Origin of the sequence: Salmonella sp. SAL04157, assembly GCF_046551635.1 — a bacterium.
In the GTDB taxonomy this organism is placed as follows: domain Bacteria; phylum Pseudomonadota; class Gammaproteobacteria; order Enterobacterales; family Enterobacteriaceae; genus Salmonella; species Salmonella enterica.
On sequence record NZ_JBGDVS010000005.1, the window covers coordinates 173257 to 198100 of the forward strand.

Sequence of the window (24844 nt, forward strand, 5' to 3'; positions counted from 1 at the left end):
CCATGTCTGAGAAAACTTTTCTGGTGGAAATCGGCACTGAAGAGCTGCCACCAAAAGCACTGCGCAGTTTGGCTGAGTCCTTTGCTGCGAACTTCACTGCGGAGCTGGATAACGCCGGCCTCGCGCACGGTAACGTTGAATGGTTTGCCGCCCCGCGCCGTCTGGCGCTGAAAGTGGCGAATCTTGCTGAATCTCAGCCCGATCGCGAAGTCGAAAAACGTGGTCCGGCGATTGCCCAGGCGTTCGACGCCGAAGGCAAACCGAGCAAAGCGGCAGAAGGCTGGGCGCGCGGCTGCGGGATCACCGTTGATCAGGCCGAGCGTCTGAAGACCGACAAAGGCGAATGGCTGCTGTATCGCGCCCACGTGAAGGGCGAAAGTACCGAAGCGCTGGTGCCGAACATGGTAGCCACCTCGCTGGCGAAACTACCGATCCCGAAACTGATGCGCTGGGGCGCGTCTGACGTCCACTTCGTGCGTCCGGTGCACACCGTGACCCTGCTGTTGGGCGATAAGGTCATTCCGGCGACCATCCTGGGCATTCAGTCTGACCGCATCATTCGCGGCCATCGCTTTATGGGTGAGCCGGAGTTCACTATCGACAATGCTGACCAGTACCCGCAAATTCTGCTGGAGCGCGGTAAAGTCATTGCGGATTACGAAGCGCGTAAAGCCAAAATCAAAGCGGACGCCGAAGAAGCAGCACGTAAGATTGGCGGTAATGCCGACCTGAGCGAAAGCCTGCTGGAAGAGGTCGCCTCGCTGGTGGAATGGCCGGTGGTATTGACGGCGAAATTCGAAGAGAAATTCCTCGCCGTGCCTGCCGAAGCGCTGGTGTACACCATGAAGGGCGACCAGAAGTATTTCCCGGTTTATGACAACGCGGGCAAGCTGCTGCCAAACTTTATCTTCGTCGCGAATATCGAATCGAAAGATCCGACCCAGATTATCTCCGGTAACGAGAAAGTGGTGCGTCCGCGTCTGGCGGATGCCGAATTCTTCTTCAACACCGACCGTAAAAAACGTCTGGAAGATCATCTGCCGCGTCTGCAAACCGTGCTGTTTCAACAGCAGTTGGGTACCCTGCGCGATAAGACCGATCGCATTCAGGCGCTGGCGGGCTGGATTGCCGGTCAGATTGGCGCTGACGTTAACCACGCCACTCGTGCGGGCCTGCTCTCCAAGTGCGACCTGATGACCAACATGGTCTTCGAGTTCACCGACACCCAGGGTGTGATGGGGATGCACTACGCGCGTCACGATGGTGAAGCGGAAGATGTCGCTGTGGCGCTTAACGAGCAGTATCAGCCGCGCTTTGCCGGTGATGACCTGCCGTCTAACCCGGTGGCCTGTGCGTTGGCGATCGCCGATAAGATGGACACTCTGGCGGGTATCTTCGGTATCGGTCAGCATCCGAAAGGCGACAAAGACCCGTTTGCGCTGCGTCGTGCCGCGCTGGGCGTGCTGCGCATCATCGTTGAGAAGAACCTCGCTCTTGATCTGCAAACGCTGACCGAAGAAGCGGCGCGTCTGTATGGCGACAAGCTGACCAATGCTAACGTAGTCGATGATGTGATCGATTTTATGCTGGGTCGCTTCCGCGCCTGGTATCAGGACGAGGGTTACACCGTCGACACCATCCAGGCGGTACTGGCGCGTCGTCCGACCCGTCCGGCAGATTTCGATGCTCGTATGAAAGCGGTATCGCACTTCCGCACCCTGGAAGAAGCCTCTGCGCTGGCGGCGGCGAACAAGCGCGTCTCCAACATCCTGGCGAAAGCCACTGAGCCGCTGAACGATATCGTCCACGCCTCCGTACTGAAAGAAGCGGCGGAAATTGAGTTGGCCAGACATCTGGTTGTGCTGCGTGATAAGCTTCAGCCGTACTTTGCCGATGGTCGTTATCAGGAAGCGTTGATTGAGCTGGCTGCTCTGCGCGCGCCGGTGGATGAATTCTTCGAAAATGTCATGGTTAACGCGGAAGAGAAAGATATCCGTATCAACCGCCTGACGCTGTTGTCGAAACTACGCGAACTGTTCCTGCAGGTTGCGGATATTTCGTTACTGCAATAAGCGTTCAGTTAAATAAATAAAAACCTGCTCTCGGGCAGGTTTTTTTATAACGTAAAGAGTGCTAGTCGATTCGCTAATAATTCTGTAACTCATAGACGCGGTTATTTCTATTGATTGGCAAAAATATTTCAGGAATACATTAACGCTGGCGGTACGGATATTGGCGTTAGAATAGCTGCGGGTGCTTGAGACTGTTTGTCTCAGGTATTCATCAAAAGGCAGACAGAGAAAAGCCCCACCTGACTATACCCAAAATAATTCGAGTTGCTTAAAGGCGGCAAGGGAGTGAGTCCCCAGGAGCATAGATAACTATGTGACTGGGGTGAGCGAGCGTAGCCAACACATAAGCAACTTGAAGTATGAAGGGTATATAAATCAAAAGTGCACTGCGCCCATTATTGATCTCTTCAATAACGAAGCTATCCCCTACAGTATTTCAGAACGTCCAACCATGCCGATGATCGATGACATACTCATGAAGGCATTTGCCAGACTTGATGCGGGTACCAATCCGGTTCTTCATTCAGATCAGGGCTGGCAATACCGTCATTGATGGTACCAGTATCAGTTACGAGAGTTTGGCATCATCCAAAGTATGTCCCGCAAAGGCAACTGCCTTGATAATGCCTGTGCAGAATGTTTTTTCGGGACTTTAAAATCAGAAAGTTTTTACACCAGTAAATTTAAGGATATTGATGGGCTTAAGATAGCTATTGAGGATTACATACGATACTACAATACCCGACGAATTAGCCTTAGATTTAACGGACTCAGCCCGGTTAAATACCGCCTAAAGAGCTATCCAGGCAGAAATTAACAAGGTCTGTACAGGGATGCTATCAGGAAACCTGAACGTCGGTGGATACGCTCACGCAAATGTCTGCTATGAGAGAGGAGCGGACGTTGATAGCACTTCACTTTCCCTAAGAATAAAATATGTAGAAAACGGATTATGAAACTTTAGCTGCCTTGGGGGGGCAGTTAAGTGATTAGCACATATTTAACACAGACTATTGACTGTAACTGGATTTTTTAATAACCTAATTAACAGGTTATGCGCAGACCTGTCAGCCTGTAGACAAATCCGCCAACGCGCTTTTTACCCCTTAGTTTTCAGAGCATATCCTTTTAACTTTGCTCTGTGTTTACAGGCCGCAGAGTATTTGTAAAAGGCATATGCAATGCTCTCACGCATCAATGTTAACAATCACCGATATGTCCCCTCACTCGATCAGCTTCGCAAACAAGCCCGTTTCCTCAGGGAGCACTGCAATGTTCAATTGAACCATGCCTATGAGATGGTCGCGTATTTTTATCGGTTTTCTAGCTGGGGAGGTCTGCTAAATCACACCACCAGTGATATAGCTATCGAGGATCAGCAAATCGTTGCTCACATGCGAGAAGAACTCCAGACATACAGAAACCGTCTGGCAGCATCTGATCTTCAACGATTATCCCAATTAGCAGCGCTGAAGGGCACCTTAACAGAGGCTGTGGTGAATGACCGTATAATGACATTAAACGCTCTGGATATCGTTCAGATCTATAATTGCCTGTACAACGAAGAATACTGGGGAGAGCCAGCTCCGGTTTCCTGGTATGAAGTACTCGATGAAACAGACAGATGTTTAGTGTTGCTTGCCAAACGGACAGCTCTGGCGGGCCGTACCAACACAGTCAATCCTCATATTAGCTTTCCATGGTTTGGATTCAGAATGTATGGATATTTACACATTGATGGAAACACACTGAACTACAACTGCAGAGAACTGGACAGCTACCTATGGCCCTCAGAAAAAAAATACACAACGGTATTCAGCAGGCCGTGGTTTGCTGCATATGTCAGTGGCTTCATCCGTATTCAGCTTCATTCACTATGCAGTTCTGGCTTCTCAGGGAAAATGTCATTTGAGAGAATAAATAATGTCGATTTGGTTTCAGGACCAGTTAGACAATCATTCTTTAATGATGAAATACCGAGCTCGTCAATAAACACCGTTGTTGAAAATTTGCTCAGCATGGGAGGCGTGAGGGACACCAGAAAACAAAATATAACATTCCGTTTTGGCAACGGTGAAATGTATTGATGGATCGCTCATTCTGGATTTTACTCAGTGAACTCCCATCTTCAACAACTGCGTTTATTTTACTTTCAGGTGTCATCTATACGCTGGCCAGAAAAGGTTGCTTTCCCTCGCTTTCACAACGCCAGTTCTTTTATCTGATAATGACGTTTACCATGATAACTGGCTGTAAAATCTTATTTGGATAAAACTCACTAGGCCGATGTGCGACTTATTGATTAATATAATGGGGCTCTGGTAATGTCCGCTGCTGGCACAAAGCGGACATCAGTATTCAAAAAATGAAAAACGACGACTTGATGTGTATCGTTTGCTATACATAGTGGTTGTGCTATTCTTGTAAAGCAAATGCTATACAAGGGGTGTCTCATGAAATCAGATGTTCAACTTAACCTTAGAGCTAAGGAATCGCAGCGGGCGCTCATTGATGCAGCTGCGGAAATCCTTCACAAGTCACGTACAGATTTCATTCTGGAAACGGCCTGCCAGGCTGCCGAGAAAGTGATCCTTGACCGCCGTGTATTTAACTTTAACGATGAGCAATATGAGGAGTTCATCAATCTGCTTGATGCACCGGTCGCAGATGATCCCGTTATCGAAAAACTGCTGGCAAGGAAACCTCAGTGGGACGTGTAACAGCACCAGAACCTTTGTCCGCTTTTCATCAGGTAGCTGAGTTCGTCAGCGGTGAGGCTGTGCTCGATGACTGGTTGAAGCAAAAGGGCCTCAAAAACCAGGCTCTCGGAGCGGCCAGAACATTTGTGGTGTGCAAGAAAGACACGAAGCAAGTAGCCGGTTTTTACTCTCTGGCCACCGGTAGCGTCAACCATACAGAAGCGACAGGCAACCTTCGGCGTAACATGCCAGATCCCATCCCTGTCATTATACTTGCCCGTCTTGCTGTCGATCTCTCATTCCATGGAAAAGGGCTTGGGGCTGATTTACTTCATGATGCAGTGCTTCGTTGCTATCGGGTTGCCGAGAATATTGGTGTACGTGCAATCATGGTTCATGCACTTACCGAAGAAGCCAAAAATTTCTACATTCACCATGGTTTCAAATCATCACAAACTCAGCAGCGAACATTGTTCCTTAGGCTCCCTCAATAGAATGCAAAGACTGTTATGTTCAAATCGCTATAAGCGATAATTTGATAGAACGTCTAAGGTTAAATTCAGGAAGAATACGACGAACAAAATATTGATGAGACAGGAATCCGCGTGATGCAAGAAAGCAACGGAATGGATAATTCGATTGCGGACAATGTTATTTAGTTATAGCCAGAAACAAAAAAGAGCCCATGTATTAAATGGACTCTTTCGCTGATGCCTCGGTTAATCTGTCCAGGTTTTTGGGGTCAGTACAAAGTGAGCCCACCTCTGCCATTCTTGTGGCGTTATGCATTCTCAAGGCACTCTGTTAATTTTATCTTGTTGGCGTTTTATAGGCCCGATAACCCATTATGTTATCGGGCATTTTTTTAACGTAATGGTAATTCCGTCAGACAGGTCTGGCTGTCATCTCTGGTGGCAATGGCATGTGACGCCGTTTTACCGTTGTAGCTTACTTCCAGCGTCCCTTCCATATTGCGCGGTAGCCAAACACCGATAAATCCGTTTCGATAGCTTTGCATCTCTTTTTGTACGATGACAGCGCCTTTACTGTCTGTCACTTTTACAGTGAACGGTTTATTCGGCATTTCTCCCTGACAGCCGGAAAGGCTGTGGTTAAAACAGGGGTGTGTCCGCCATTCATAGGGCGCAAAAGAGAGATAGAATTTGTCGCCTAACGGCAGCGTATAAATCTGCTCTCCGTCAGATAATTTGAGTTCGGTACTGGTAATCGACGCGGAGTAAGGCAAAGGACGGCTCTGCGGCGTCTGATCAATCGTATCCACGATCTGCTCAACCGTTTTTCCCGCCAGCCCATGTTGCGCCAGAAAAGCGGATTCTGCGGATGCCGCAAGCGCGGAGCCGCTGGCGCATAAACCCAAAAGTAATAACCATGATGATTTCGACATAACTTCAATTCCTTGTGAACAATCTCCTTACCTACTATAGGGGTTCCCCTAAGGGAAAGGTCAAAGGGACACAGGGTAAAGTAATGCAAAGTTATGCTGGGGGGAGAGGGGGAATTGGAATAAAAAAATCCCCGCCATCAGGCAGGGATTCAAAATTCTGAGCTTTTTAAGCTTACAGGCTGGTTACGTTGCCAGCTGCCGGGCCTTTAGCGCCGCTTTCGATAGTGAAGGAAACTTTCTGACCTTCGTCCAGAGATTTGTAACCATCGTTCTGAATAGCGGAGAAGTGTACGAACACGTCTTTAGAACCGTCATCAGGAGTAATAAAGCCGAAGCCTTTATCAGCGTTGAACCATTTTACGATACCAGTCATTTTACCGGACATAGTGTATTACCTTTTAAAAAATAAGTGTGCCTTTCGGCGTTATGGCGTGCTTTACAGATTTTTTAAGCGTTAAGGAAATGCGCACTACGAGGGGTATCTAATGGATAACTCTTGAAGGGACTTGCCTTACTAAACTGCTTTAATGGTCTGTACGTCAAACCGTTGAGCACATTAACTCATGTAATGCCGGGCGATGCAACTTTTATTTTACTTTATTTCTCCAGGTCAGGAATCGAGCGGGGAAAACGGTCCTTGCGCAGGACCGTTAAAACAGAAAGGGTTAAAAATTACTCCATCAATTGCTTACTTAAGCGTGGGTTTGCCTGTATCAGGCGCATCAATTTGAGCTCTGCTGGCGTGGGTTTTTCGCGTTTCGATTCCCATTCCTGAACCATGGCAACCGTTACGCCCAGCGCTCTGGCAAATTCATCTGTTTTTAGTCCCGTCCCTCTCCGTAACTGTTCAAATTCGGTAAAAGGATTGGGTTTTTGCGTCAGGGTGATCTTTCGCGTTTCATCTTTAAAAACAATTTGTTCCAGGCTGCTCAGCAGCTCAAACATCGGATCTTTATATTCCATTGAGAACTCCTGTAAATCACACAGCGGGATCGTGAAGTGCATCGAAGCCTCTTAAGAATAGTCGGGAAACTTGCGGGTGGGGGGTGACGCGCCGCCATGAAGCGCTATCGATTCGTTTCGATGCCTTACGCTACGCGACTTTTAGGACGCTAACAATTTGATCCAGGAAGGTATATCCGTCTTTCAGAAAATAATTGTAAAGATTAAAAAAATATTACATCCCCCGCTGGAAAGCTTTCTTGCCGCGTTTTTTATCGCAGTGCCAGGTCAAAAATTAACAATAAAATAACAAATTAAGCATTGATGCAGATAAACATAATTTTCCGCTACAAGATCGCGTGGAAAGGGTATCCTGCAAGCCTGACCTGGACTATCCTTGTAAACCGTCAGGCACGCAGGTGTCGTTGTGCGCATTTTTGGGTGAAAGGAGTATTAACAATGGCGACAGGTAAGTCCTGCTCTCGCTGGTTTGCGCCTGTTGTGGCGTTATTAATGGTGTTTAGCCTGAGCGGGTGTTTTGATAAAGAAGGCGATCAGCGCAAAGCGTTTGTCGATTTCCTGCAGAATACAGCAATGCGTAGCGGAGAGCGTTTACCAACGCTGACGGCCGATCAGAAAAAACAGTTTGGTCCGTTCGTGTCTGATTACGCGATACTGTATGGCTACTCGCAGCAGGTAAACCAGGCGATGGATTCCGGTCTGCGCCCGGTGGTCGATAGCGTTAACGCCATCCGCGTTCCGCAGGATTATATGACGCAACGTGAGCCGCTGCGGCAGGCAAATGGTTCGTTAGGCGTGCTGGCGCAACAGTTGCAGAATGCAAAACTGCAGGCTGATGCCGCGCATGGCGCGTTAAAGCAGGCCGATGACCTGAAACCTGTGTTTGATCAGGTCTACAAAAAAGTAGTCACCGTGCCGGCAGATGCTTTGCAGCCGCTGATCCCGGCGGCGCAGATCTTTACGCAGCAGTTGGTACAAGTGGGCGATTATATTGCGCAACAGGGCGAGCAGGTGAGCTTTGTCGCGAACGGCATTCAGTTCCCGACCTCACAGCAGGCCAGCCAATATAATGCGCTGATTGGGCCGTTGGCCTCGCAGCATCAGGCGTTTAATCAGGCCTGGACGGCGGTGGTAAACGCGACCCAGTAATGACAGTCTGCCCGATAAGCGCAAGCCAGCGCTTATCGGGCCTGTAGCGTTATCCCGCCGCCTGCGGATTGACGCAGTTCTTCTCTATTTTTCCCTGCAGCGCATCAATCAAATTATCCACCGCACAGGCCATCATGTTGTAGCGCGTCTCATGCGTTGCCGAGCCAATATGCGGCACCGCGACGACATTAGACATGTTCAGCAAGGGCGAATCCACGGATAGCGGTTCCTGTTCAAAAACATCCAGACCTGCCGCATATATTTCACCGTTTTGCAGCGCGGCAATCAGCGCGTTTTCATCGACCACCGGGCCGCGTCCGGCATTAATAAAAATGGCGGACGATTTCATTCTGGCAAACTGTGTTGCGCCAAACAGATGTCGCGTTTCTGCCGTTAGCGGCAGGATCACGCAGACAAAATCAGCCTCCTGCAACAGCGTATCCAGATCGCAGTAGCGGGCGTTAAACCGGTCTTCCGCCTCCTGATGCCGCCGACGGGCGTGATAGAGAACCGGCATGGTAAACCCAAAGTGCGCTCGCTGCGCCAGCGCCATCCCGATACGCCCCATCCCAACGATACCGAGTGTTTTGTGATGCACATCGACGCCAAACCATGCCGGGCCAATGCTTTCCGTCCATTCACCCGCTTTAACCCGTTCTGCGGCGTCTACCACGCGGCGGGCAGTGGTCAGCATCAACGCCATCGCCGTATCGGCAACGGTTTCCGTCAAAACGGCAGGCGTGTGCATCAGGACTATTTTGCGGGCAGTAAGGGCGTCCACCTCGACATTATCGTATCCCACCGAGATGGTCGACGCCGCGCGTAGCGCCGGCATTTTTTCCAGCAGCGCGCGGTTAACGGTTTCGCTGGCGCCCAGAAGGCCTTGCGCGCTGGCAAATGCCTGCGCGTGTCGCGCTACCGTTTCCGGATGCAGGTTCGGTACCTGGGTGACGGTAAAATGCGCCTCCAGGCGATGCAGCAAATCATCAGGCAGGGTTTTGTAGAGAATGATGGACGGCTTCATGCGACTCTCCGTAAATCAAAAGGTAAGCGCGGCATGCGCCAACCGGAACAGGCTTATTATTAACCCGTTTAGCCATCATCGACCAGCCAATTTCCCCGCTGTCGGCAGCCGTGTTGTGGTAAATGATGAATGAATACCGAATGATGCGCGATGTATCCGGTCTGGCGAGGGAGTAATGCAGGCCGGGTAAAGCATACTGCCTTACCCGGTACGGTAGTTTACTGCAATGGACTCAAGGTAATTTCGACGCGGCGGTTTTGCGCCTTACCTTCTGCCGTACTGTTGCTGGCGATCGGGTTCGCCGGCCCCATTCCGCTGGTACGGATACGGCTGGCGTCGACGCCCTGGGTGATCAGCGAGCTGGCGACGGAGTCAGCACGCTGCTGCGACAGACGCATATTCAGATCGTGGCTACCGGTACTGTCGGTGTAGCCCACCACATTGACGGCGGTCTTGGGATACTCTTTCAGCACCATCGCCACGCCGGTCAGCGTGTTAGCGCCTGCCGGTTTCAGCGTCGCGCTACTGCTGTCGAAGGTGACATTATTCGGCATATTCAGAATGATATTATCGCCGCTTCGCGTCACGCTAACGCCTGTGCCCCGCATTTTGTCACGCAGTTTCGCTTCTTGTACGTCCATGTAGTAACCCACGCCGCCGCCCAGCGCCGCGCCAGCCGCCGCGCCAATCAGCGCGCCTTTACCGCGATCTTTTTTGGAGGAGGAGAGCGCGCCGATGCCTGCGCCGACCAGCGATCCAATACCCGCGCCAATGCCGGATTTACCTGCTTCGCGTTCGCCGGTGTAAGGGTTTGTTGTGCAGCCAGATACTGCCAGGGCGCCGCTCACGATGGCAGCAATCACAAATACACGTTTTTTCATCTTAAATCCTTATCACTTTTTTATTTTTACCACAGCGACCGTGGCGGTTGATTATGACGTCTGCACATGAAGAAAATTCCAGGGAAAACTCTGAAATTTGTAAGTAACATTGATCGGCAAAATAAATAATCCCAATAATTCAGGAGCGAACCTTGACCCACGTACCATCGCGTCATTCGGTATTGACCGCCGCACACTGGGGGCCAGTCCGCGTTGAAACCGACGGAGAACGCATTTTTGCCTCGTATGGCGAACTCCCGACGGCACACCAAAACTCCCTGCAAACCGTTGTGCATGACCAGGTTCACAGTAAAACGCGGGTTCGCTTCCCGATGGTGCGTAAAGGGTTCCTGGCTTCTCCCGATAAGCCGCAAGGCATACGTGGGCAGGATGAGTTTGTTCGCGTAAGTTGGGATGACGTGCTGGATCTGATCCACGCTCAGCACAAACGTATTCGCGAAAGTTATGGGCCATCGTCCATCTTCGCCGGCTCCTACGGTTGGCGTTCGAACGGCGTATTGCATAAAGCGGCTACGCTATTGCAGCGTTACATGGCGCTGGCGGGAGGGTATACCGGCCATCTTGGCGATTATTCCACCGGCGCGGCGCAGGCTATCATGCCTTATGTGGTGGGTGGCAACGAGGTTTACCAGCAGCAGACTAGCTGGCCGGTGGTGCTGGAACACAGCGAGGTGGTGGTGCTCTGGAGCGCGAATCCGCTGAATACTCTGAAAATTGCCTGGAATGCCTCGGATGAACAGGGGCTCGACTATTTTGCGGCGTTGCGACAAAGCGGCAAGCGCCTGATCTGCATCGATCCGATGCGATCGGAAAGCGTCGACTTTTTTGGCGATAAGATGGAGTGGATCGCCCCACATATGGGCACCGATGTAGCGTTAATGCTGGGGATCGCCCATACGCTGGTGGAAAACGGTTGGCAGGATGAAACGTTCCTTGCCCGCTGCACAACAGGTTATGACCGCTTCGCCGACTATCTTTTGGGCACGACCGACGGTACGGCCAAAACAGCGGAATGGGCGGCGGAAATTTGCGGCGTTTCTGCGGTGAAAATCCGCGAACTGGCGGAAATATTTCATCATAACACCACCATGTTGATGGCCGGTTGGGGAATGCAGCGTCAGCAGTTCGGCGAGCAAAAGCACTGGATGATCGTCACGCTGGCCGCAATGCTGGGGCAAATTGGTACGCCTGGCGGCGGGTTTGGTTTTTCTTATCATTTTGCTAACGGCGGAAACCCGACGCGCCGCGCCGCCGTGTTAGCCTCGATGCAGGGAAGCATCCCTGGCGGGGTCGATGCGGTAGATAAAATACCGGTGGCGCGTATTGTCGATGCGCTGGAAAACCCCGGTGGGTTTTACCAACACAATGGGATGGATCGCCGCTTCCCGGATATTCGTTTTATCTGGTGGGCGGGTGGCGCGAACTTTACCCATCATCAGGATACCAACCGTCTGATTCGCGCGTGGCAAAAACCGGAACTGGTCGTTATCTCAGAATGTTTCTGGACGGCCGCCGCGAAACACGCGGATATTGTTCTGCCTGCGACCACCAGCTATGAGCGTAACGATTTAACCATGACCGGCGACTATAGCAATCAGCATTTGGCGCCGATGAAGCAGGTCGTGTCGCCCCGGTGGGAGGCGCGGAATGATTTTGACGTTTTTGCTGAACTGAGCGAACGGTGGGAAGCCGGCGGTTACGCTCGGTTCACCGAAGGAAAAAGTGAGCTGGCGTGGCTGGAGACTTTCTACAATATTGCCGCCCAGCGTGGCGCCAGCCAGGGGGTGACGCTGCCGCCGTTTGCCGCATTCTGGCAGGCTAACCGTTTACTGGAGATGCCGGAAAATCCCGCCAACGCGCAGTTTGTGCGCTTCGCGGATTTTCGCCGCGATCCTGATAACCATCCGCTAAAAACGGCCAGCGGCAAAATCGAAATCTATTCTGCGCGCATTGCCAGCTATGGTTACGCGGATTGTCCCGGCCATCCGATGTGGCTGGTGCCGGATGAGTGGCACGGGAACGCTGATGCGGGGCAGGTTCAGCTACTTTCCGCGCATCCGGCGCACCGTCTGCATAGCCAGCTTAACTACAGTTCGTTACGGGAGCGGTATGCGGTAGCCGGACGCGAACCGGTGACGATTCATCCGCAGGATGCGACAACGCGTGGAATCGTCGATGGCGATACGGTACGCGTCTGGAATCATCGCGGGCAGGTTCTGGCGGGCGCGGTCGTTACCGACGGAATTCGGCCCGGCGTTATCTGTATTCACGAAGGCGCATGGCCGGACCCTGAACCTACCGCAGGCGGCATATGCAAAAACGGCGCGGTAAACGTCCTGACAAAAGATCTTCCCAGTTCCCGGCTGGGGAACGGTTGTGCGGGCAACACCGCGCTGGTCTGGTTTGAGAAATATACCGGCCCGGCGCTACCGCTTACGGCGTTTGATCCGCCTGCCAACTCATAATCCAGGTGGGGTGGGCGGTATCCTCCTGCCAGGCGCTATCTTCAATACGAAAACCAAGCGCATGGTAGAAGTTTACGGCGGATTGATTTTTCTGGTAAACCTCAAGGCTCAGCAGAGGAAAACGTTGCTGGACATATTCCAGAAGCGCTTTGCCAATGCCGTGTCTTAACGCGTCGGGGGCGACAAATAGCGCCCCGACAAAACGGGCTTCCAGTACGCTGACGAAGCCTTTCAGTTGTCCATTTTCCTCCCATACCCAGGTTTGCGCGGCGGGTAAATAGACGTCGCGTACAATTGCTTCGCTCTCGTGCCAGTAACGTTCTTCGATAAAGGGATGGGCATAAATGGTACTTTTCATCCACAGCGCCAGAATAGACGCCATGTCTTCACTCTGGGATTTGCGAATCATGTTTTTCTCCCGGATGGCAAAAACAGCCGGTAATATGGTCGTTGACCAGTCCGCACGCCTGCATAAAGGAGTAACAGATAGTCGTACCGACAAACTTGAAACCGCGTTTTTTCAATGCCTTAGCAAGCGCATCGGACGCAGGTGTTGAGGTAGGGATCTCACCCAGGCTGGCCGCCTGGGTGATCTGCGGCTGGCCATCAACGAATGACCAGACAAAATCGGCGAAAGACTCGCCGTTTTGCTCCATCGCAAGCCAGGCGCGGGCGTTACTGATAATGGCCTGAATTTTACCGCGATGTCGTATGATGCCCGTGTTCTGCAGCAGGCGTTCAACATCCTCCTCCTGCATAGCTGCGATGCGTACCGGGTTAAACTGATGAAAACAGGCGCGGTAGTTCTCCCTCTTTTTAAGCACGGTGATCCAGGATAAACCGGCCTGTTGACCTTCAAGACAGATCATTTCAAACAGCTTTCTGCTATCGGTTTCCGGTACGCCCCACTCGTTATCATGATAGGCAATATAAAGGGGGTCCTGGCTGACCCAGTCGCAACGCTGCATAGACTTCCTCGTTATTGTGGTTACCGCGAAAATTTCCTTCAACCCGCCTTGACGGGCCCGCTAAAAGGACAATAGTTAATACAGGGCTGATGCCCGACATCCTTCATTCAATGACAATAATATCGCCGAATTCGGCTCTACTCTGGAGTCGCGTTGATGATTGTAAGAAAACGCCGTGGTCGCCGGACATTGCGTTGTCTGGCGGGCCTTATGGCCTGCTCGTTTTTTATCAATACCACGTATGCCTGGCAACAAGAATATATCGCTGAAGCGGCTCCGGGGCATACGACGGAACGCTATACCTGGGACAGCGATCACCAACCGAATTACAACGACATACTGGCCGAACGTATTCAGTCTACGCAAAATACGGTGGGTCCGGTGCTTAGCCTGGCGGATGAAACCCCGCTTGATGCGACCAGCGGTATCAGTATGGGCTGGAATTTTCCGCTTTCCCGACGCGTGACCACTGGGCCGGTCGCGGCGCTGCATTACGACGGTTCGACGTCATCAATGTATAACGAATATGGCGATAGCGCGACGACATTAGCGCTTACCGATCCGTTATGGCACGCCAGCGTCAGTACGTTAGGCTGGCGGGTAAACTCGCAGTTCGGCGATGTCCGTCCCTGGGCGCAAATCAGCTATAACCAACAGTTTGGGGAAAATATCTGGAAAGCGCAGTCCGGGTTGAGTCGTATGACCGCAGGAAATCAGGCGGGAAACTGGTTGGATGTCACCGTAGGCGCGGACGTGTTACTTAACCCGCACATGGCGGCGTATGCGGCGTTTTCCCAGGCGGAAAATAGCGCTACGGATAGCGATTATTTGTATACCCTGGGGGTGAGCGCTCGCTTTTAACGAGATAAACCGCCGCCTGGACTTATTAGAAGTTCATCTAATACCCTGTCTATATATTTACAAAAATATATAGGTCAATCACATTCTCTATAGACACTTTTTGCGCTTCCTGTGGTCTACTTAGCCGCGCTGGTAGACTTTCTCACATCTGCGTTAGCCGCATATTTACCTGTTTGATTAAAAAATCGTTGTACAGGTCGTTTTTATCCCGATTCCCAGGGTTTGTTTGCATGAGATACATTAAATCGATGACGCAGCAGAAACTTAGTTTCTTGCTTGCGCTCTATATCGGTCTGTTTATGAATTGCGCCGTGTTTTACCGCCGTTTCGGCAGTTATGCGCAAGAATTTACCATTTGGAAAGGCCTCTCCGCAGTTGTCGAACTTGGCGCCACGGTGCTGGTCACTTTCTTCTTACTTCGTCTTCTTTCACTGTTTGGCCGACGCGTCTGGCGTGTGCTGGCCACGCTGGTGGTGCTGTTTTCCGCTGGCGCCAGTTATTACATGACCTTCCTGAACGTGGTGATTGGCTACGGCATTATTGCGTCTGTTATGACCACCGATATCGATCTCTCGAAAGAGGTGGTGGGGCTGCACTTCGTATTGTGGCTGATTGCCGTGAGCCTGCTTCCGCTCATCTTTATCTGGAGTAACCACTGTCGCTACACGTTGTTGCGCCAGCTACGTACGCCGGGGCAGCGTTTTCGCAGCGCCGCTGTAGTGGTACTCGCAGGCGTAATGGTGTGGGCGCCTATCCGCCTGCTGGATATACAGCAAAAAAAGGTTGAACGGGCGACAGGTATCGACTTACCCAGCTATGGCGGCGTGGTGGCGAACTCCTATCTGCCTTCAAACTGGTTATCTGCGTTAGGGCTGTATGCCTGGGCGCAGGTAGATGAGTCGTCGGACAATAATTCGTTAATAAACCCGGCCAGGAAATTTACCTATGTTGCGCCGAAGGATGGGGATGACACCTACGTTGTTTTCATTATCGGTGAGACGACCCGTTGGGATCACATGGGGATTTTCGGCTACGAGCGTAATACCACGCCGAAGCTGGCGCAGGAAAAAAATCTGGCGGCGTTCCGCGGCTATTCCTGCGATACCGCGACGAAGCTTTCTTTACGCTGTATGTTTGTACGGGAAGGCGGGGCGGATAATAACCCGCAGCGTACCTTAAAAGAGCAGAATGTGTTTGCCGTTCTCAAACAGCTCGGATTCAGTTCCGATTTGTACGCCATGCAGAGCGAGATGTGGTTCTATAGCAATACCATGGCGGATAATATCTCCTACCGCGAGCAGATCGGCGCCGAGCCGCGTAACCGCGGTAAAACGGTTGATGACATGCTGTTGATTGATGAGATGCAGAACTCGCTTGCCCAGAATCCGGAGGGTAAGCATCTGATTATCCTGCATACTAAGGGGTCGCATTTTAACTATACGCAACGTTATCCGCGCAGCTACGCTCAGTGGAAGCCCGAATGTATTGGGGTCGATAGCGGCTGCACGAAAGCGCAGATGATCAACTCTTACGATAACTCCGTGACCTATGTGGATCACTTTATTACCAGTGTGTTCGATCAGCTACGTGATAAAAAAGCGATTGTGTTCTACGCGGCTGACCACGGCGAGTCGATTAACGAACGCGAACATTTGCACGGTACGCCGCGCAATATGGCGCCGCCGGAGCAATTCCGTGTTCCGATGCTGGTATGGATGTCGGATAAATATCTTGCCAGTCCGCAACATGCGCAGATGTTCGCTCACCTGAAACAGCAGGCGGAGATCAAAGTGCCGCGTCGTCATGTGGAGCTGTACGATACGATAATGGGCTGCCTGGGGTATACATCGCCGGATGGCGGCATTAACCAGAACAACAACTGGTGCCATATTCCCGATGCGCAGAAAGTCGCCGCGAAGTAGGTTGTCTGCCGACTTTCTCGCCGATTGAATTGTATTTTGCGACTAAGGGATTGACGGGCGTGCGCCTGAGCAGTAAGATGCGCCCGCATTCGGTGATTGGCGCAGCCTGGTAGCGCACTTCGTTCGGGACGAAGGGGTCGGAGGTTCGAATCCTCTATCACCGACCAAATTCAGAAACCCTGCTCAACGAGCAGGGTTTTTTGTATCTGAAGCCTGACGAGGATGAGAACCTCCGGGGGCAAGAGGTTCGACCCGAGCGCAGCGAGAGAACGTTGCTTCAGCAACGGCCCGCAGGGCGAGCCACGCAGTGGCGAGTCATCCTCTATCACCGACCAAATTCAGAAACCCTGCTCAATGAGCAGGGTTGTTTTGTATCGGAAGCCTGACGAGGATGAGAACCTCCGGGGGCAAGAGGTTCGACTCGAGCGCAGCGAGAGAACGTTGCGTCAGCAACGGCCCGCAGGGCGAGCCACGCAGTGGCGAGTCATCCTCTATCACCGGCAGGTTGACGCTCGCACCACCAGTTCAGGCATGATCCCGTCGCTGTGGCTGACCTTCTTGCCCGCCAGCAAATCAAATAATAGCGTGATTGCCTGTCGCGCCACCTCATCAAGATGCATATTCACTGCCGTCAGCGGCGGCAGCGATTCGCGCGCGCGGATACCATCATAGCGGGTGACCACGCGCATCCGCTCCGGGATAGCGACTGCCTGTTCCTGAAAAGCGCGTACCGCGCCGCTGGCAAAGGTGTCGATCAGCACCAGCACGCCGTCAACGTCGGGATGTGCCTGTAATAGCTGCTGCGCGGCCTGGTAGCCGGCATTTTCACCCTCGCTTTCATTGAGAGAGTAGACGACGGGGGCCTGGCGTCCCGCGCACCAGCGCTGGTAAGCCGCTTCGCTCTCCAGAACTGATGTTCGCCGTGTGTTACCGACAAATAATGCACATTTGCTGGCGCCGGAGGCCTCCAGATGCGTTAGCAGAAGCTGTGCTGTTGCCGCCGAGTGCAGCTCAACCCACGGCACAGGCGTGTCGGTGCCCGGCGTGCGGCCAATGGTGACGCAGGGAATGCCCGCTTGCGCCAGCGCCTGGAGCTGCGGGTCGTTCTCCGCCGGCTCAATCAGGATCGCCGCGTCAAAGCTGACGGCATCCAGTGGATTTGCCCCCGGCGGCACCAGAATCAGCGCATGCTGTTTTTCCAGCGCCATCATCGCGGACGTTAACGCCACCTCCATCATAAATCCCAGTCGTGACGCGCCGGAGGCAATCGCCAGCGGCACCGAAGAGAGCAAGGCAATGGTATTGGTTTTGCCGGTTCGCAACTGGCGGGCGCGAATATTCGGCGTGTAGTTGAGCGCAACAATGGCCTCTTCAATACGCCGTCGCGTCTGCGGCTCGACAAAGCGGGTGTTGTGCAAGGCATTGGATACCGTCCCTGGCGACACGCCTGCATGGCGGGCAACATCAATCAACTTTGCGCGTTTTTTATTTTGAACAGCCATCTGCTTCCTGACCTGCGAAAATTTGCGCACAGGGTAGCATATTTACCAGACGGTAACGTTTGCTTTTTTTCGGTGAGGATCGTAAAAAAACTCTTCATTAAAACGTTTTAATGGGGTATTTTGGCGCAAATTTATTCCTCAGGAGGCGATGTGGCACACTTAACTCAGGATTCGACTTTCACCCTTGGACGCCGTCCGGCGGGCCTTATCTACGCTGATAATGCGAAGAGCTTTGGCGGCTATACGCTTTTTGCGCCGCAAACCGCCGAAGGGCGGGTTTACTTGGTGGACGAGCAGGGCGAAGTCGCGCATCAGTGGCAGCTTCCGGTTCGCGCCGGGCGTGATGCGGTGCTGCTGCCGAACGGTAATCTGGGTTATAACGGCAGCCACCGCACTTCAGCGAACCTCTATCCGGCGTGGGATCTCTGGCACGGCGGCGACTTCTATGAAGTGACGCCGGATAACGAAATCGTCTGGCATTACGAAGATATTTACCATCACCACGATGCGCAGTGGCTGGAAAACGGTAACCTGCTGTATACCGCCGCGTCGCCGTTACCTGCCGATATCGCCGCCCGTGTTACCGGCGGCGACCCGCGACGTGATGCGCCGGACGGCGTGATTCAGAGCGACGTCGTCAAAGAGGTCAATCGCGACGGTGAAGTGGTCTGGGAATGGCGTGCCTGGGAGCATTTGAATCCGGAAGATTTCCCGATTCATGATATTTTCGATCGCCGCCACTGGCCGATGATTAACGGCCTGTCCGTCACCCGTGATGGCCTGGTGCTGATGAGCCTGCGCACTACGTCTGGCGTCATTGCCGTGGATAAAGAGAGCGGGAAGGTTATCTGGCATGCAGGGCCGGAAGTGGTAGCGCAGCAGCACACGCCGGTTGAGATGGAGAACGGGTCGATTCTGGTTTTCGATAACGGCAACCTGCGTCCCGGCGTCACCTCGCCGCATTCCACGGTGCTGGAGTTCGATCCGCAGACCAAAGCGATTACCTGGCAGTATCGCGATATCTTCCCGCCGGCGTTTTTCTCGCCGTATATGGGGAGCGCGCAGCGGCTGGCGAACGGCAACACCTTTATCTGTGAATCGGCGTTTGGCCGCCTGTTTGAAGTCACCCCGGAAGGCGAAACGGTATGGGAATATATCATTCCGTTCTTTAATGAATATCCGGAGCACCTCAGTAAAGGCATTATTCCTGGAAAACAGAACAGCGCCTTCCGTGCGCATCGCTATGCCGCTGATGCCATTAGTTGGTTGAAATAATGCAGACCGCCAGCCCGCGCTGGCGGTTATTTTTTTGATGTTTTATGGGAGTTAATCATGCCGCAGCCTGGCCTTACTACGCCGGATAACGATGCATTACCCTGGCAAACCACCTTACTTTTGGCGCTTCAGCATGTGCTGGTCGTTGCCGCCACCCCCATTACCTCCGTCTTTCTGATCGCCAAAGCGCTGCACTTTACCGATACGGTGACCGCCTCGGTACTTAGCGCGACCTTTCTGATGTGCGGTCTGGGCGCTATTTTGCAAAGCCTGGGTGTGAAAGGGGTGGGCGCGCGTTTGCCGTTTATTATGGTACCGGGGGGCGCGCCGATTGCGATTTTCGTTGCGATCGCTTTACAGACCAATATCCAGACCGCGATTGGCGCCGTAATTCTGACCTCGCTGTTCTACTTTATCGCGTTGCCGATTTTCCGCCGCTGCCTGCACCATTTTCCCCCCTTTATCATTGGCATCATGCTGCTAATGGTGTCGATTAACCTTATTCGCCTGTACGGCGGGTTGATCATTGGCCAGCCAGGGAGCGCCGACTTCGCTCATCCAACCAGTATCATTTTATCGCTGGGGACTATCCTGATAACGCTGATTTTCGCGCTGGCGTTTAGCGGTATTTTGCGCCAGTTGGCGGTGATGTTCGGCCTTTTAGCGGGAACGCTGCTGGGAATGGCGCTGGGTAGCACCGATTTTAGCGGTGTTGGTCACGGGCCGCTGTTTAGTTTCCCACAGCTTTTGCCGTTCGGCTGGCCGATTTTTGATCTCTCCGCCTCGCTGCCGTTACTGATTTACGCGGTCATCTCTATGGCTGAAGCAACCGGGCAAACGATTGCTACCGCGGAAATAGTCAATTCCACGCAAAATGTGCAGCAGGCGATTCCACGTACCATTCGTGGTGATGCGGTAATGTCGCTGCTGGGGGGGATTTTTGGCACCTCCTTAATTATCACTTCCGGCGAAAATATTGGGGTGGTACGCACCACTAATGTGAAATCGCGTTTCGTGACTGCGGCTGCCGGAGGGTTGTTAATCCTGATTGCCATATTCGCGCCGCTGGTACGTCTGGCGACCTGTCTGCCAGGTTCGGTGGTGTGCGGTACGGCGGTGATTGTCTTCAGCATTATCGGGGTTATCGGTATTGATATGATTGCGCGTGAGCCACTGCATACGCCGGGTAAAACCTACGCGCTGGCGATGGGGCTGGCCATGGGAATGCTACCTATACTGGTACCCGGCCTGTATCAGAATTTCCCGGCGGGCGTACAGATGGTCTTTGGCAACGGCATGGCAGCGGGGACGTTGACGGCGATTCTGGTGAACTCGTTGTTTAACTGGAGCGAAAAGCGCACGCAGGCCAGGGTCAAAAGTTAGTTTTTGTGATCGCGGTAGGCCGCACGACGGCCTACTTATTTACAATTTTGTGACATATTCGATGGTGTTTTTCAATGTCCGGATAACTCTTTTTTGCACACGGCTTATGGATAACCTCAGCATTTTCGCCTGTGCGTTTTAGCGTTAGTGGTATTAATCGCTCAGATAATCAACATATCGAAAGAAATTTTTCAATTAATGTCTAATTGTTAATCACTAACTGTTGCAAAATATTAAGTGAATAACTCTGCCTTTCTGCCTATAGCACAAATTTCCCTGCTGAAAATACCCTTCTGAACTTTTTTTAATCTTTGTTTGTTAATTCTCACCGTTGTTGTAAAAGCTGGTTACCTGTATTGACGTTTTGACATTCTATTGACAGATTGTAGGGAATGAGGGGCATTTTATGGAGAATCCGCACTGCAACTCAGTCGATTATGCGAACGGAATCCCCACCTCTCACTACTGACCTGACCAGGTAAAAAACAAAAAAGGCCGGGCGGTAAAAGCCTTTGCAAAGGGCAAAACAACATACATCACAATTATTGGAGCAGAAGAATGAGTATTTCCTTGAAGAAGTCAGGGATGCTGAAGCTTGGTTTGAGCCTGGTGGCCATGACCGTTGCAGCCAGCGTGCAGGCCAAAACCCTGGTTTATTGTTCAGAAGGCTCGCCGGAAGGCTTTAACCCACAGCTCTTTACGTCTGGCACCACCTATGATGCCAGCTCCGTACCTATCTATAACCGTCTGGTTGAATTCAAAACCGGCACCACGGAAGTGATCCCGGGTCTTGCTGAGAAGTGGGATATCAGCGAAGACGGTAAAACCTATACGTTCCACCTACGTAAAGGGGTGAAATGGCAATCCAGCAAGGATTTCAAACCGACGCGCGAGCTGAACGCCGATGATGTCGTGTTCTCTTTTGACCGGCAGAAAAACGAGCAGAACCCGTACCATAAAGTGTCTGGCGGCAGCTATGAATACTTTGAAGGCATGGGGCTGCCGGATCTGATTAGCGAAGTGAAGAAGGTAGACGATCACACGGTGCAGTTTGTGCTGACGCGTCCGGAAGCGCCGTTCCTTGCCGATTTAGCCATGGACTTCGCCTCTATTCTTTCCAAAGAATATGCTGACAACATGCTGAAAGCCGGTACGCCGGAAAAAGTGGATCTGAACCCGGTCGGCACTGGCCCGTTCCAACTGGTGCAATATCAGAAAGATTCCCGCATTCTCTACAAAGCCTTTGACGGCTACTGGGGCACGAAGCCGCAGATCGACCGTCTGGTCTTCTCCATCACGCCTGACGCCTCTGTGCGTTACGCCAAACTGCAGAAGAACGAATGTCAGGTGATGCCGTATCCGAACCCGGCGGATATTGCGCGCATGAAAGAAGATAAAAACATCAACCTGATGGAGCAGGCCGGTCTGAACGTGGGTTATCTCTCCTATAACGTACAGAAAAAACCGCTGGATGACGTCAAAGTTCGCCAGGCGTTGACCTATGCCGTGAATAAAGAGGCCATCATCAAAGCCGTTTATCAGGGCGCGGGCGTTGCGGCGAAAAACCTGATCCCGCCGACAATGTGGGGCTACAACGACGATATTAAAGACTACGGCTACGATCCGGAAAAAGCGAAGGCGCTGCTGAAAGAAGCCGGTCTGGAAAAAGGCTTCACCATCGATCTGTGGGCGATGCCGGTACAGCGTCCCTATAACCCGAATGCGCGTCGTATGGCGGAAATGATCCAGGCGGACTGGGCGAAGATTGGCGTTCAGGCCAAAATTGTCACCTATGAATGGGGCGAATACCTCAAGCGCGCTAAAGATGGCGAGCACCAGACGGTGATGATGGGCTGGACCGGCGATAATGGCGATCCGGATAACTTCTTCGCCACGCTGTTCAGCTGCGATGCCGCCCAGCAAGGCTCCAACTATTCAAAATGGTGCTACAAGCCGTTTGAAGACCTGATTCAGCCTGCGCGTGCGACCGATGACCACAACAAGCGTATTGAACTCTATAAACAGGCCCAGGTCGTGATGCATGACCAGGCGCCAGCGCTGATCATCGCTCACTCCACGGTTTATGAGCCAGTGCGTAAAGAAGTTAAAGGCTATGTGGTTGATCCATTAGGCAAACATCACTTCGAAAACGTCTCTGTCGAATAATTAAAAGAGCGCTGCGCCCCGGTGTTGTGTAGGCCGGATAAGCGCAGCGCCATCCGGCGTAATGCTTTATCCGCGATGCAGTTTGCGTGGGATAAGATTTGTGAGCAATACAGACTCACGGTTCCAGGCCGTGCGTCATGAGAGAGAATTCGGGTTATGTTGCAGTTCATTCTCCGACGTTTGGGACTCGTTATCCCGACGTTTATCGGTATTACCCTTCTCACCTTTGCCTTTGTCCACATGATCCCCGGCGATCCGGTGATGATCATGGCGGGTGAGCGAGGTATTTCCCCTGAGCGTCATGCTCAACTGCTGGCTGAACTCGGTCTTGATAAACCGATGTGGCAGCAGTACCTCCATTATATCTGGGGGGTGATGCATGGCGATTTAGGCATCTCGCTGAAAAGCCGAATCCCCGTGTGGGACGAGTTTGTGCCTCGCTTTAAAGCGACGCTGGAACTTGGCGTCTGCGCCATGATTTTTGCTGTCGCCGTGGGGATTCCGGTGGGCGTGCTGGCCGCAGTGAAGCGCGGTTCTATCTTCGATCACACTGCCGTTGGCCTGGCGCTGACCGGTTACTCTATGCCTATCTTCTGGTGGGGCATGATGCTGATCATGCTGGTCTCCGTCCACTGGAACCTGACGCCGGTTTCCGGGCGCGTGAGCGATATGGTGTTCCTTGATGATACCAATCCGTTGACGGGCTTTATGCTGATCGACACCGCTATCTGGGGCGAAGAGGGTAACTTTATTGATGCGCTGGCGCATATGATCCTGCCTGCGATGGTGCTCGGCACAATCCCGCTGGCCGTCATTGTGCGTATGACCCGTTCGTCGATGCTGGAAGTGCTGGGGGAGGATTACATCCGTACCGCACGCGCCAAAGGGTTGACCAGGATGCGCGTCATTATCGTCCATGCTCTGCGTAACGCCATGCTGCCAGTCGTCACCGTGATCGGCCTGCAGGTCGGGACGCTGCTGGCGGGCGCGATTCTGACAGAAACTATCTTCTCGTGGCCCGGTCTGGGGCGCTGGCTGATCGATGCGCTGCAACGCCGCGATTATCCGGTAGTGCAGGGCGGCGTGTTACTGGTAGCGACGATGATTATTCTCGTCAACCTGCTGGTAGACCTGCTGTACGGCGTGGTGAACCCGCGTATTCGGCATAAGAAGTAAGGGGCCATCATGTCACAGGTTACTGAAAATAATGTTAATGCCGCACCGGCGCCCATGACGCCATTGCGGGAGTTCTGGCACTATTTCAAACGCAACAAAGGCGCGGTCGTCGGGCTGGCGTATGTTCTCATCGTGATCCTGATTGCGGTGTTTGCCAACTTTATTGCGCCGTACAACCCGGCAGAGCAGTTCCGCGATGCGCTGCTGGCGCCGCCGGTCTGGCAGGAAGGCGGCAGTTGGGCGCATATTCTGGGAACGGATGATGTTGGTCGCGATGTTCTCTCGCGCCTGATGTATGGCGCGCGTTTGTCACTGCTGGTCGGCTGTCTGGTGGTCGTCCTGTCGCTGGTGATGGGGATTATTCTCGGCCTGGTCGCGGGCTACTTCGGCGGTCTGGTCGATAACATCATCATGCGCGTGGTCGATATTATGCTGGCCCTGCCGAGCCTGCTGCTGGCGCTGGTGCTGGTGGCGATCTTCGGCCCCTCCATCGGCAACGCGGCGCTGGCGTTGACGTTTGTGGCGCTGCCGCACTATGTCCGCTTAACCCGCGCGGCGGTTCTGGTAGAGGTGAACCGCGATTATGTGACTGCCTCCCGTGTGGCGGGCGCAGGCGCGATGCGTCAGATGTTCGTCAATATTTTCCCGAACTGCCTTGCGCCGCTGATCGTTCAGGCATCGCTCGGTTTCTCTAACGCCATTCTCGATATGGCCGCCCTCGGCTTTCTTGGCATGGGCGCACAGCCGCCAACGCCGGAGTGGGGCACCATGCTCTCTGACGTATTGCAGTTCGCGCAAAGCGCCTGGTGGGTCGTGACCTTCCCGGGGCTGGCGATTCTGCTGACGGTGCTGGCATTTAACCTGATGGGTGACGGTCTGCGTGACGCGCTCGATCCCAAACTGAAGCAGTAA

21 protein-coding genes, 1 tRNA gene, 2 other RNA genes and 1 pseudogene are annotated in these 24844 nt (G+C 52.7%); 17 read left to right on the forward strand and 8 right to left on the reverse strand.

Translation table 11 applies throughout. The features are described from left to right. Nucleotides 1-2 precede the first annotated feature (2 nt). The 5 genes and pseudogenes from glyS to ACLJRE_RS13220 all read left to right on the forward strand — a co-directional run bounded on the left by glyS (nt 3) and on the right by ACLJRE_RS13220 (nt 5265). Complete coding sequence (gene glyS / locus ACLJRE_RS13200) at nt 3-2072, forward strand: glycine--tRNA ligase subunit beta (RefSeq protein WP_001291734.1); 2070 nt, start codon at nt 3-5, stop codon at nt 2070-2072. Between the two features lie 388 nt (nt 2073-2460). Continuing rightward, nucleotides 2461-2889: pseudogene (locus ACLJRE_RS13205) on the forward strand (transposase); the annotation flags it as partial. A gap of 364 nt (nt 2890-3253) precedes the next feature. Continuing rightward, complete coding sequence (locus tag ACLJRE_RS13210; protein WP_023212602.1) at nt 3254-4159, forward strand: hypothetical protein; 906 nt, start codon at nt 3254-3256, stop codon at nt 4157-4159. A 345-nt stretch (nt 4160-4504) separates the two neighbouring features. Beyond that, on the forward strand, nt 4505-4792 hold the full coding sequence (locus ACLJRE_RS13215; protein WP_000965886.1) for a DUF1778 domain-containing protein: 288 nt from the start codon (nt 4505-4507) through the stop codon (nt 4790-4792). After that, complete coding sequence (locus ACLJRE_RS13220) at nt 4780-5265, forward strand: GNAT family N-acetyltransferase (protein WP_000533909.1); 486 nt, start codon at nt 4780-4782, stop codon at nt 5263-5265. Before ACLJRE_RS13215 ends, ACLJRE_RS13220 begins: the two co-directional genes overlap by 13 nt. A 371-nt stretch (nt 5266-5636) precedes the next feature. Here the strand turns inward: ACLJRE_RS13220 and cueP are convergent, their stop codons facing one another. From cueP to ACLJRE_RS13235, 3 genes are all read right to left on the reverse strand, one after another. Next, entirely contained in the window at nt 5637-6176 is a 540-nt protein-coding gene (gene cueP / locus ACLJRE_RS13225) for a copper-binding periplasmic metallochaperone CueP (RefSeq protein WP_000047140.1), read from the reverse strand. A gap of 172 nt (nt 6177-6348) precedes the next feature. Then, nucleotides 6349-6561 (reverse strand): RNA chaperone/antiterminator CspA, encoded by a 213-nt coding sequence (cspA, locus tag ACLJRE_RS13230; RefSeq protein WP_000014594.1) that lies wholly within the window; start codon nt 6559-6561, stop codon nt 6349-6351. A gap of 287 nt (nt 6562-6848) precedes the next feature. Further along, nucleotides 6849-7139, reverse strand: coding sequence for an HTH-type transcriptional regulator (locus tag ACLJRE_RS13235; RefSeq protein WP_000455790.1), 291 nt, complete (start codon nt 7137-7139; stop codon nt 6849-6851). 438 nt (nt 7140-7577) lie between these two features. On the opposite strand from ACLJRE_RS13235, the gene ACLJRE_RS13240 reads away from it, so the two are divergent. Beyond that, entirely contained in the window at nt 7578-8288 is a 711-nt protein-coding gene (locus ACLJRE_RS13240) for a DUF3053 domain-containing protein (RefSeq protein ID WP_001528166.1), read from the forward strand. A gap of 49 nt (nt 8289-8337) precedes the next feature. Here the strand turns inward: ACLJRE_RS13240 and ghrB are convergent, their stop codons facing one another. Together ghrB and ACLJRE_RS13250 are read right to left on the reverse strand one after the other, a co-directional pair. Next, nucleotides 8338-9312: a glyoxylate/hydroxypyruvate reductase GhrB gene (gene ghrB, locus ACLJRE_RS13245; protein ID WP_410957411.1), complete on the reverse strand. Its 975-nt coding sequence runs from the start codon at nt 9310-9312 to the stop codon at nt 8338-8340. 218 nt (nt 9313-9530) lie between these two features. After that, complete coding sequence (locus ACLJRE_RS13250) at nt 9531-10193, reverse strand: OmpA family lipoprotein (protein WP_000747548.1); 663 nt, start codon at nt 10191-10193, stop codon at nt 9531-9533. Between the two features lie 152 nt (nt 10194-10345). Between ACLJRE_RS13250 and ACLJRE_RS13255 the strand changes: the two genes are divergently transcribed. Continuing rightward, nucleotides 10346-12679 carry a molybdopterin guanine dinucleotide-containing S/N-oxide reductase gene (locus ACLJRE_RS13255; RefSeq protein WP_058109031.1) on the forward strand — a complete coding sequence of 778 codons (2334 nt, stop codon included), beginning with the start codon at nt 10346-10348 and terminating at the stop codon, nt 12677-12679. Here the strand turns inward: ACLJRE_RS13255 and ACLJRE_RS13260 are convergent. Further along, entirely contained in the window at nt 12648-13088 is a 441-nt protein-coding gene (locus ACLJRE_RS13260; RefSeq protein ID WP_000619902.1) for an N-acetyltransferase, read from the reverse strand. The two genes, ACLJRE_RS13255 and ACLJRE_RS13260, sit on opposite strands and share 32 nt — an antisense overlap. Then, nucleotides 13066-13647 (reverse strand): DNA-3-methyladenine glycosylase I, encoded by a 582-nt coding sequence (gene tag, locus ACLJRE_RS13265; RefSeq protein WP_001188424.1) that lies wholly within the window; start codon nt 13645-13647, stop codon nt 13066-13068. Before tag ends, ACLJRE_RS13260 begins: the two co-directional genes overlap by 23 nt. 156 nt (nt 13648-13803) lie before the next feature. Between tag and ACLJRE_RS13270 the strand changes: the two genes are divergently transcribed. The 5 genes from ACLJRE_RS13270 (at nt 13804) to ACLJRE_RS13290 (ending at nt 16934) form a co-directional block, all read left to right on the forward strand. After that, entirely contained in the window at nt 13804-14508 is a 705-nt protein-coding gene (locus ACLJRE_RS13270) for an autotransporter outer membrane beta-barrel domain-containing protein (RefSeq protein ID WP_000637073.1), read from the forward strand. A 230-nt stretch (nt 14509-14738) separates the two neighbouring features. Beyond that, entirely contained in the window at nt 14739-16430 is a 1692-nt protein-coding gene (gene eptB / locus ACLJRE_RS13275) for a kdo(2)-lipid A phosphoethanolamine 7''-transferase (RefSeq protein WP_001269247.1), read from the forward strand. Nucleotides 16431-16520: 90 nt separating this feature from the next. After that, nucleotides 16521-16597, forward strand: a tRNA-Pro gene (locus ACLJRE_RS13280). Nucleotides 16598-16631: 34 nt separating this feature from the next. Continuing rightward, nucleotides 16632-16765: non-coding RNA, RtT sRNA (locus ACLJRE_RS13285), on the forward strand. Nucleotides 16766-16800: 35 nt separating this feature from the next. Further along, nucleotides 16801-16934, forward strand: a non-coding RNA gene (locus ACLJRE_RS13290) — RtT sRNA. Here ACLJRE_RS13290 and ACLJRE_RS13295 read toward each other — a convergent pair. Then, the gene (locus ACLJRE_RS13295; protein WP_017441628.1) at nt 16925-17932 is read right to left on the reverse strand and encodes a substrate-binding domain-containing protein; all 1008 of its coding nucleotides are present in this window, start codon (nt 17930-17932) and stop codon (nt 16925-16927) included. The two genes, ACLJRE_RS13290 and ACLJRE_RS13295, sit on opposite strands and share 10 nt — an antisense overlap. A gap of 150 nt (nt 17933-18082) precedes the next feature. Between ACLJRE_RS13295 and ACLJRE_RS13300 the strand changes: the two genes are divergently transcribed. The 5 genes from ACLJRE_RS13300 (at nt 18083) to dppC (ending at nt 24844) form a co-directional block, all read left to right on the forward strand. Continuing rightward, nucleotides 18083-19207, forward strand: coding sequence for an aryl-sulfate sulfotransferase (locus ACLJRE_RS13300; protein WP_023212599.1), 1125 nt, complete (start codon nt 18083-18085; stop codon nt 19205-19207). A 57-nt stretch (nt 19208-19264) separates the two neighbouring features. Continuing rightward, nucleotides 19265-20590, forward strand: coding sequence for a uracil-xanthine permease family protein (locus ACLJRE_RS13305; protein ID WP_001136076.1), 1326 nt, complete (start codon nt 19265-19267; stop codon nt 20588-20590). 558 nt (nt 20591-21148) lie between these two features. Next, nucleotides 21149-22756: a dipeptide ABC transporter periplasmic-binding protein DppA gene (dppA, locus tag ACLJRE_RS13310; RefSeq protein ID WP_000028047.1), complete on the forward strand. Its 1608-nt coding sequence runs from the start codon at nt 21149-21151 to the stop codon at nt 22754-22756. Nucleotides 22757-22912: 156 nt separating this feature from the next. Further along, a complete protein-coding gene (gene dppB, locus ACLJRE_RS13315; RefSeq protein ID WP_000938843.1) occupies nt 22913-23932 on the forward strand; it encodes a dipeptide ABC transporter permease DppB in 1020 nt (339 codons plus the stop codon). 9 nt (nt 23933-23941) lie between these two features. Continuing rightward, complete coding sequence (dppC, locus tag ACLJRE_RS13320; RefSeq protein WP_000084690.1) at nt 23942-24844, forward strand: dipeptide ABC transporter permease DppC; 903 nt, start codon at nt 23942-23944, stop codon at nt 24842-24844.

What these genes read in the sequence shown, in the direction of transcription:
- glyS (WP_001291734.1), top strand. Translation starts at nt 3, where the DNA reads ATGTCTGAGAAAACTTTTCTGGTGGAAATCGGCACTGAAGAGCTGCCA.
- ACLJRE_RS13210 (WP_023212602.1), top strand. Translation starts at nt 3,254, where the DNA reads ATGCTCTCACGCATCAATGTTAACAATCACCGATATGTCCCCTCACTC.
- ACLJRE_RS13215 (WP_000965886.1), top strand. Translation starts at nt 4,505, where the DNA reads ATGCTATACAAGGGGTGTCTCATGAAATCAGATGTTCAACTTAACCTT.
- cueP (WP_000047140.1), bottom strand. Translation starts at nt 6,176, where the DNA reads ATGTCGAAATCATCATGGTTATTACTTTTGGGTTTATGCGCCAGCGGC.
- cspA (WP_000014594.1), bottom strand. Translation starts at nt 6,561, where the DNA reads ATGTCCGGTAAAATGACTGGTATCGTAAAATGGTTCAACGCTGATAAA.
- ACLJRE_RS13235 (WP_000455790.1), bottom strand. Translation starts at nt 7,139, where the DNA reads ATGGAATATAAAGATCCGATGTTTGAGCTGCTGAGCAGCCTGGAACAA.
- ACLJRE_RS13240 (WP_001528166.1), top strand. Translation starts at nt 7,578, where the DNA reads ATGGCGACAGGTAAGTCCTGCTCTCGCTGGTTTGCGCCTGTTGTGGCG.
- ghrB (WP_410957411.1), bottom strand. Translation starts at nt 9,312, where the DNA reads ATGAAGCCGTCCATCATTCTCTACAAAACCCTGCCTGATGATTTGCTG.
- ACLJRE_RS13250 (WP_000747548.1), bottom strand. Translation starts at nt 10,193, where the DNA reads ATGAAAAAACGTGTATTTGTGATTGCTGCCATCGTGAGCGGCGCCCTG.
- ACLJRE_RS13260 (WP_000619902.1), bottom strand. Translation starts at nt 13,088, where the DNA reads ATGATTCGCAAATCCCAGAGTGAAGACATGGCGTCTATTCTGGCGCTG.
- tag (WP_001188424.1), bottom strand. Translation starts at nt 13,647, where the DNA reads ATGCAGCGTTGCGACTGGGTCAGCCAGGACCCCCTTTATATTGCCTAT.
- ACLJRE_RS13270 (WP_000637073.1), top strand. Translation starts at nt 13,804, where the DNA reads ATGATTGTAAGAAAACGCCGTGGTCGCCGGACATTGCGTTGTCTGGCG.
- eptB (WP_001269247.1), top strand. Translation starts at nt 14,739, where the DNA reads ATGAGATACATTAAATCGATGACGCAGCAGAAACTTAGTTTCTTGCTT.
- ACLJRE_RS13295 (WP_017441628.1), bottom strand. Translation starts at nt 17,932, where the DNA reads ATGGCTGTTCAAAATAAAAAACGCGCAAAGTTGATTGATGTTGCCCGC.
- ACLJRE_RS13305 (WP_001136076.1), top strand. Translation starts at nt 19,265, where the DNA reads ATGCCGCAGCCTGGCCTTACTACGCCGGATAACGATGCATTACCCTGG.
- dppA (WP_000028047.1), top strand. Translation starts at nt 21,149, where the DNA reads ATGAGTATTTCCTTGAAGAAGTCAGGGATGCTGAAGCTTGGTTTGAGC.
- dppB (WP_000938843.1), top strand. Translation starts at nt 22,913, where the DNA reads ATGTTGCAGTTCATTCTCCGACGTTTGGGACTCGTTATCCCGACGTTT.
- dppC (WP_000084690.1), top strand. Translation starts at nt 23,942, where the DNA reads ATGTCACAGGTTACTGAAAATAATGTTAATGCCGCACCGGCGCCCATG.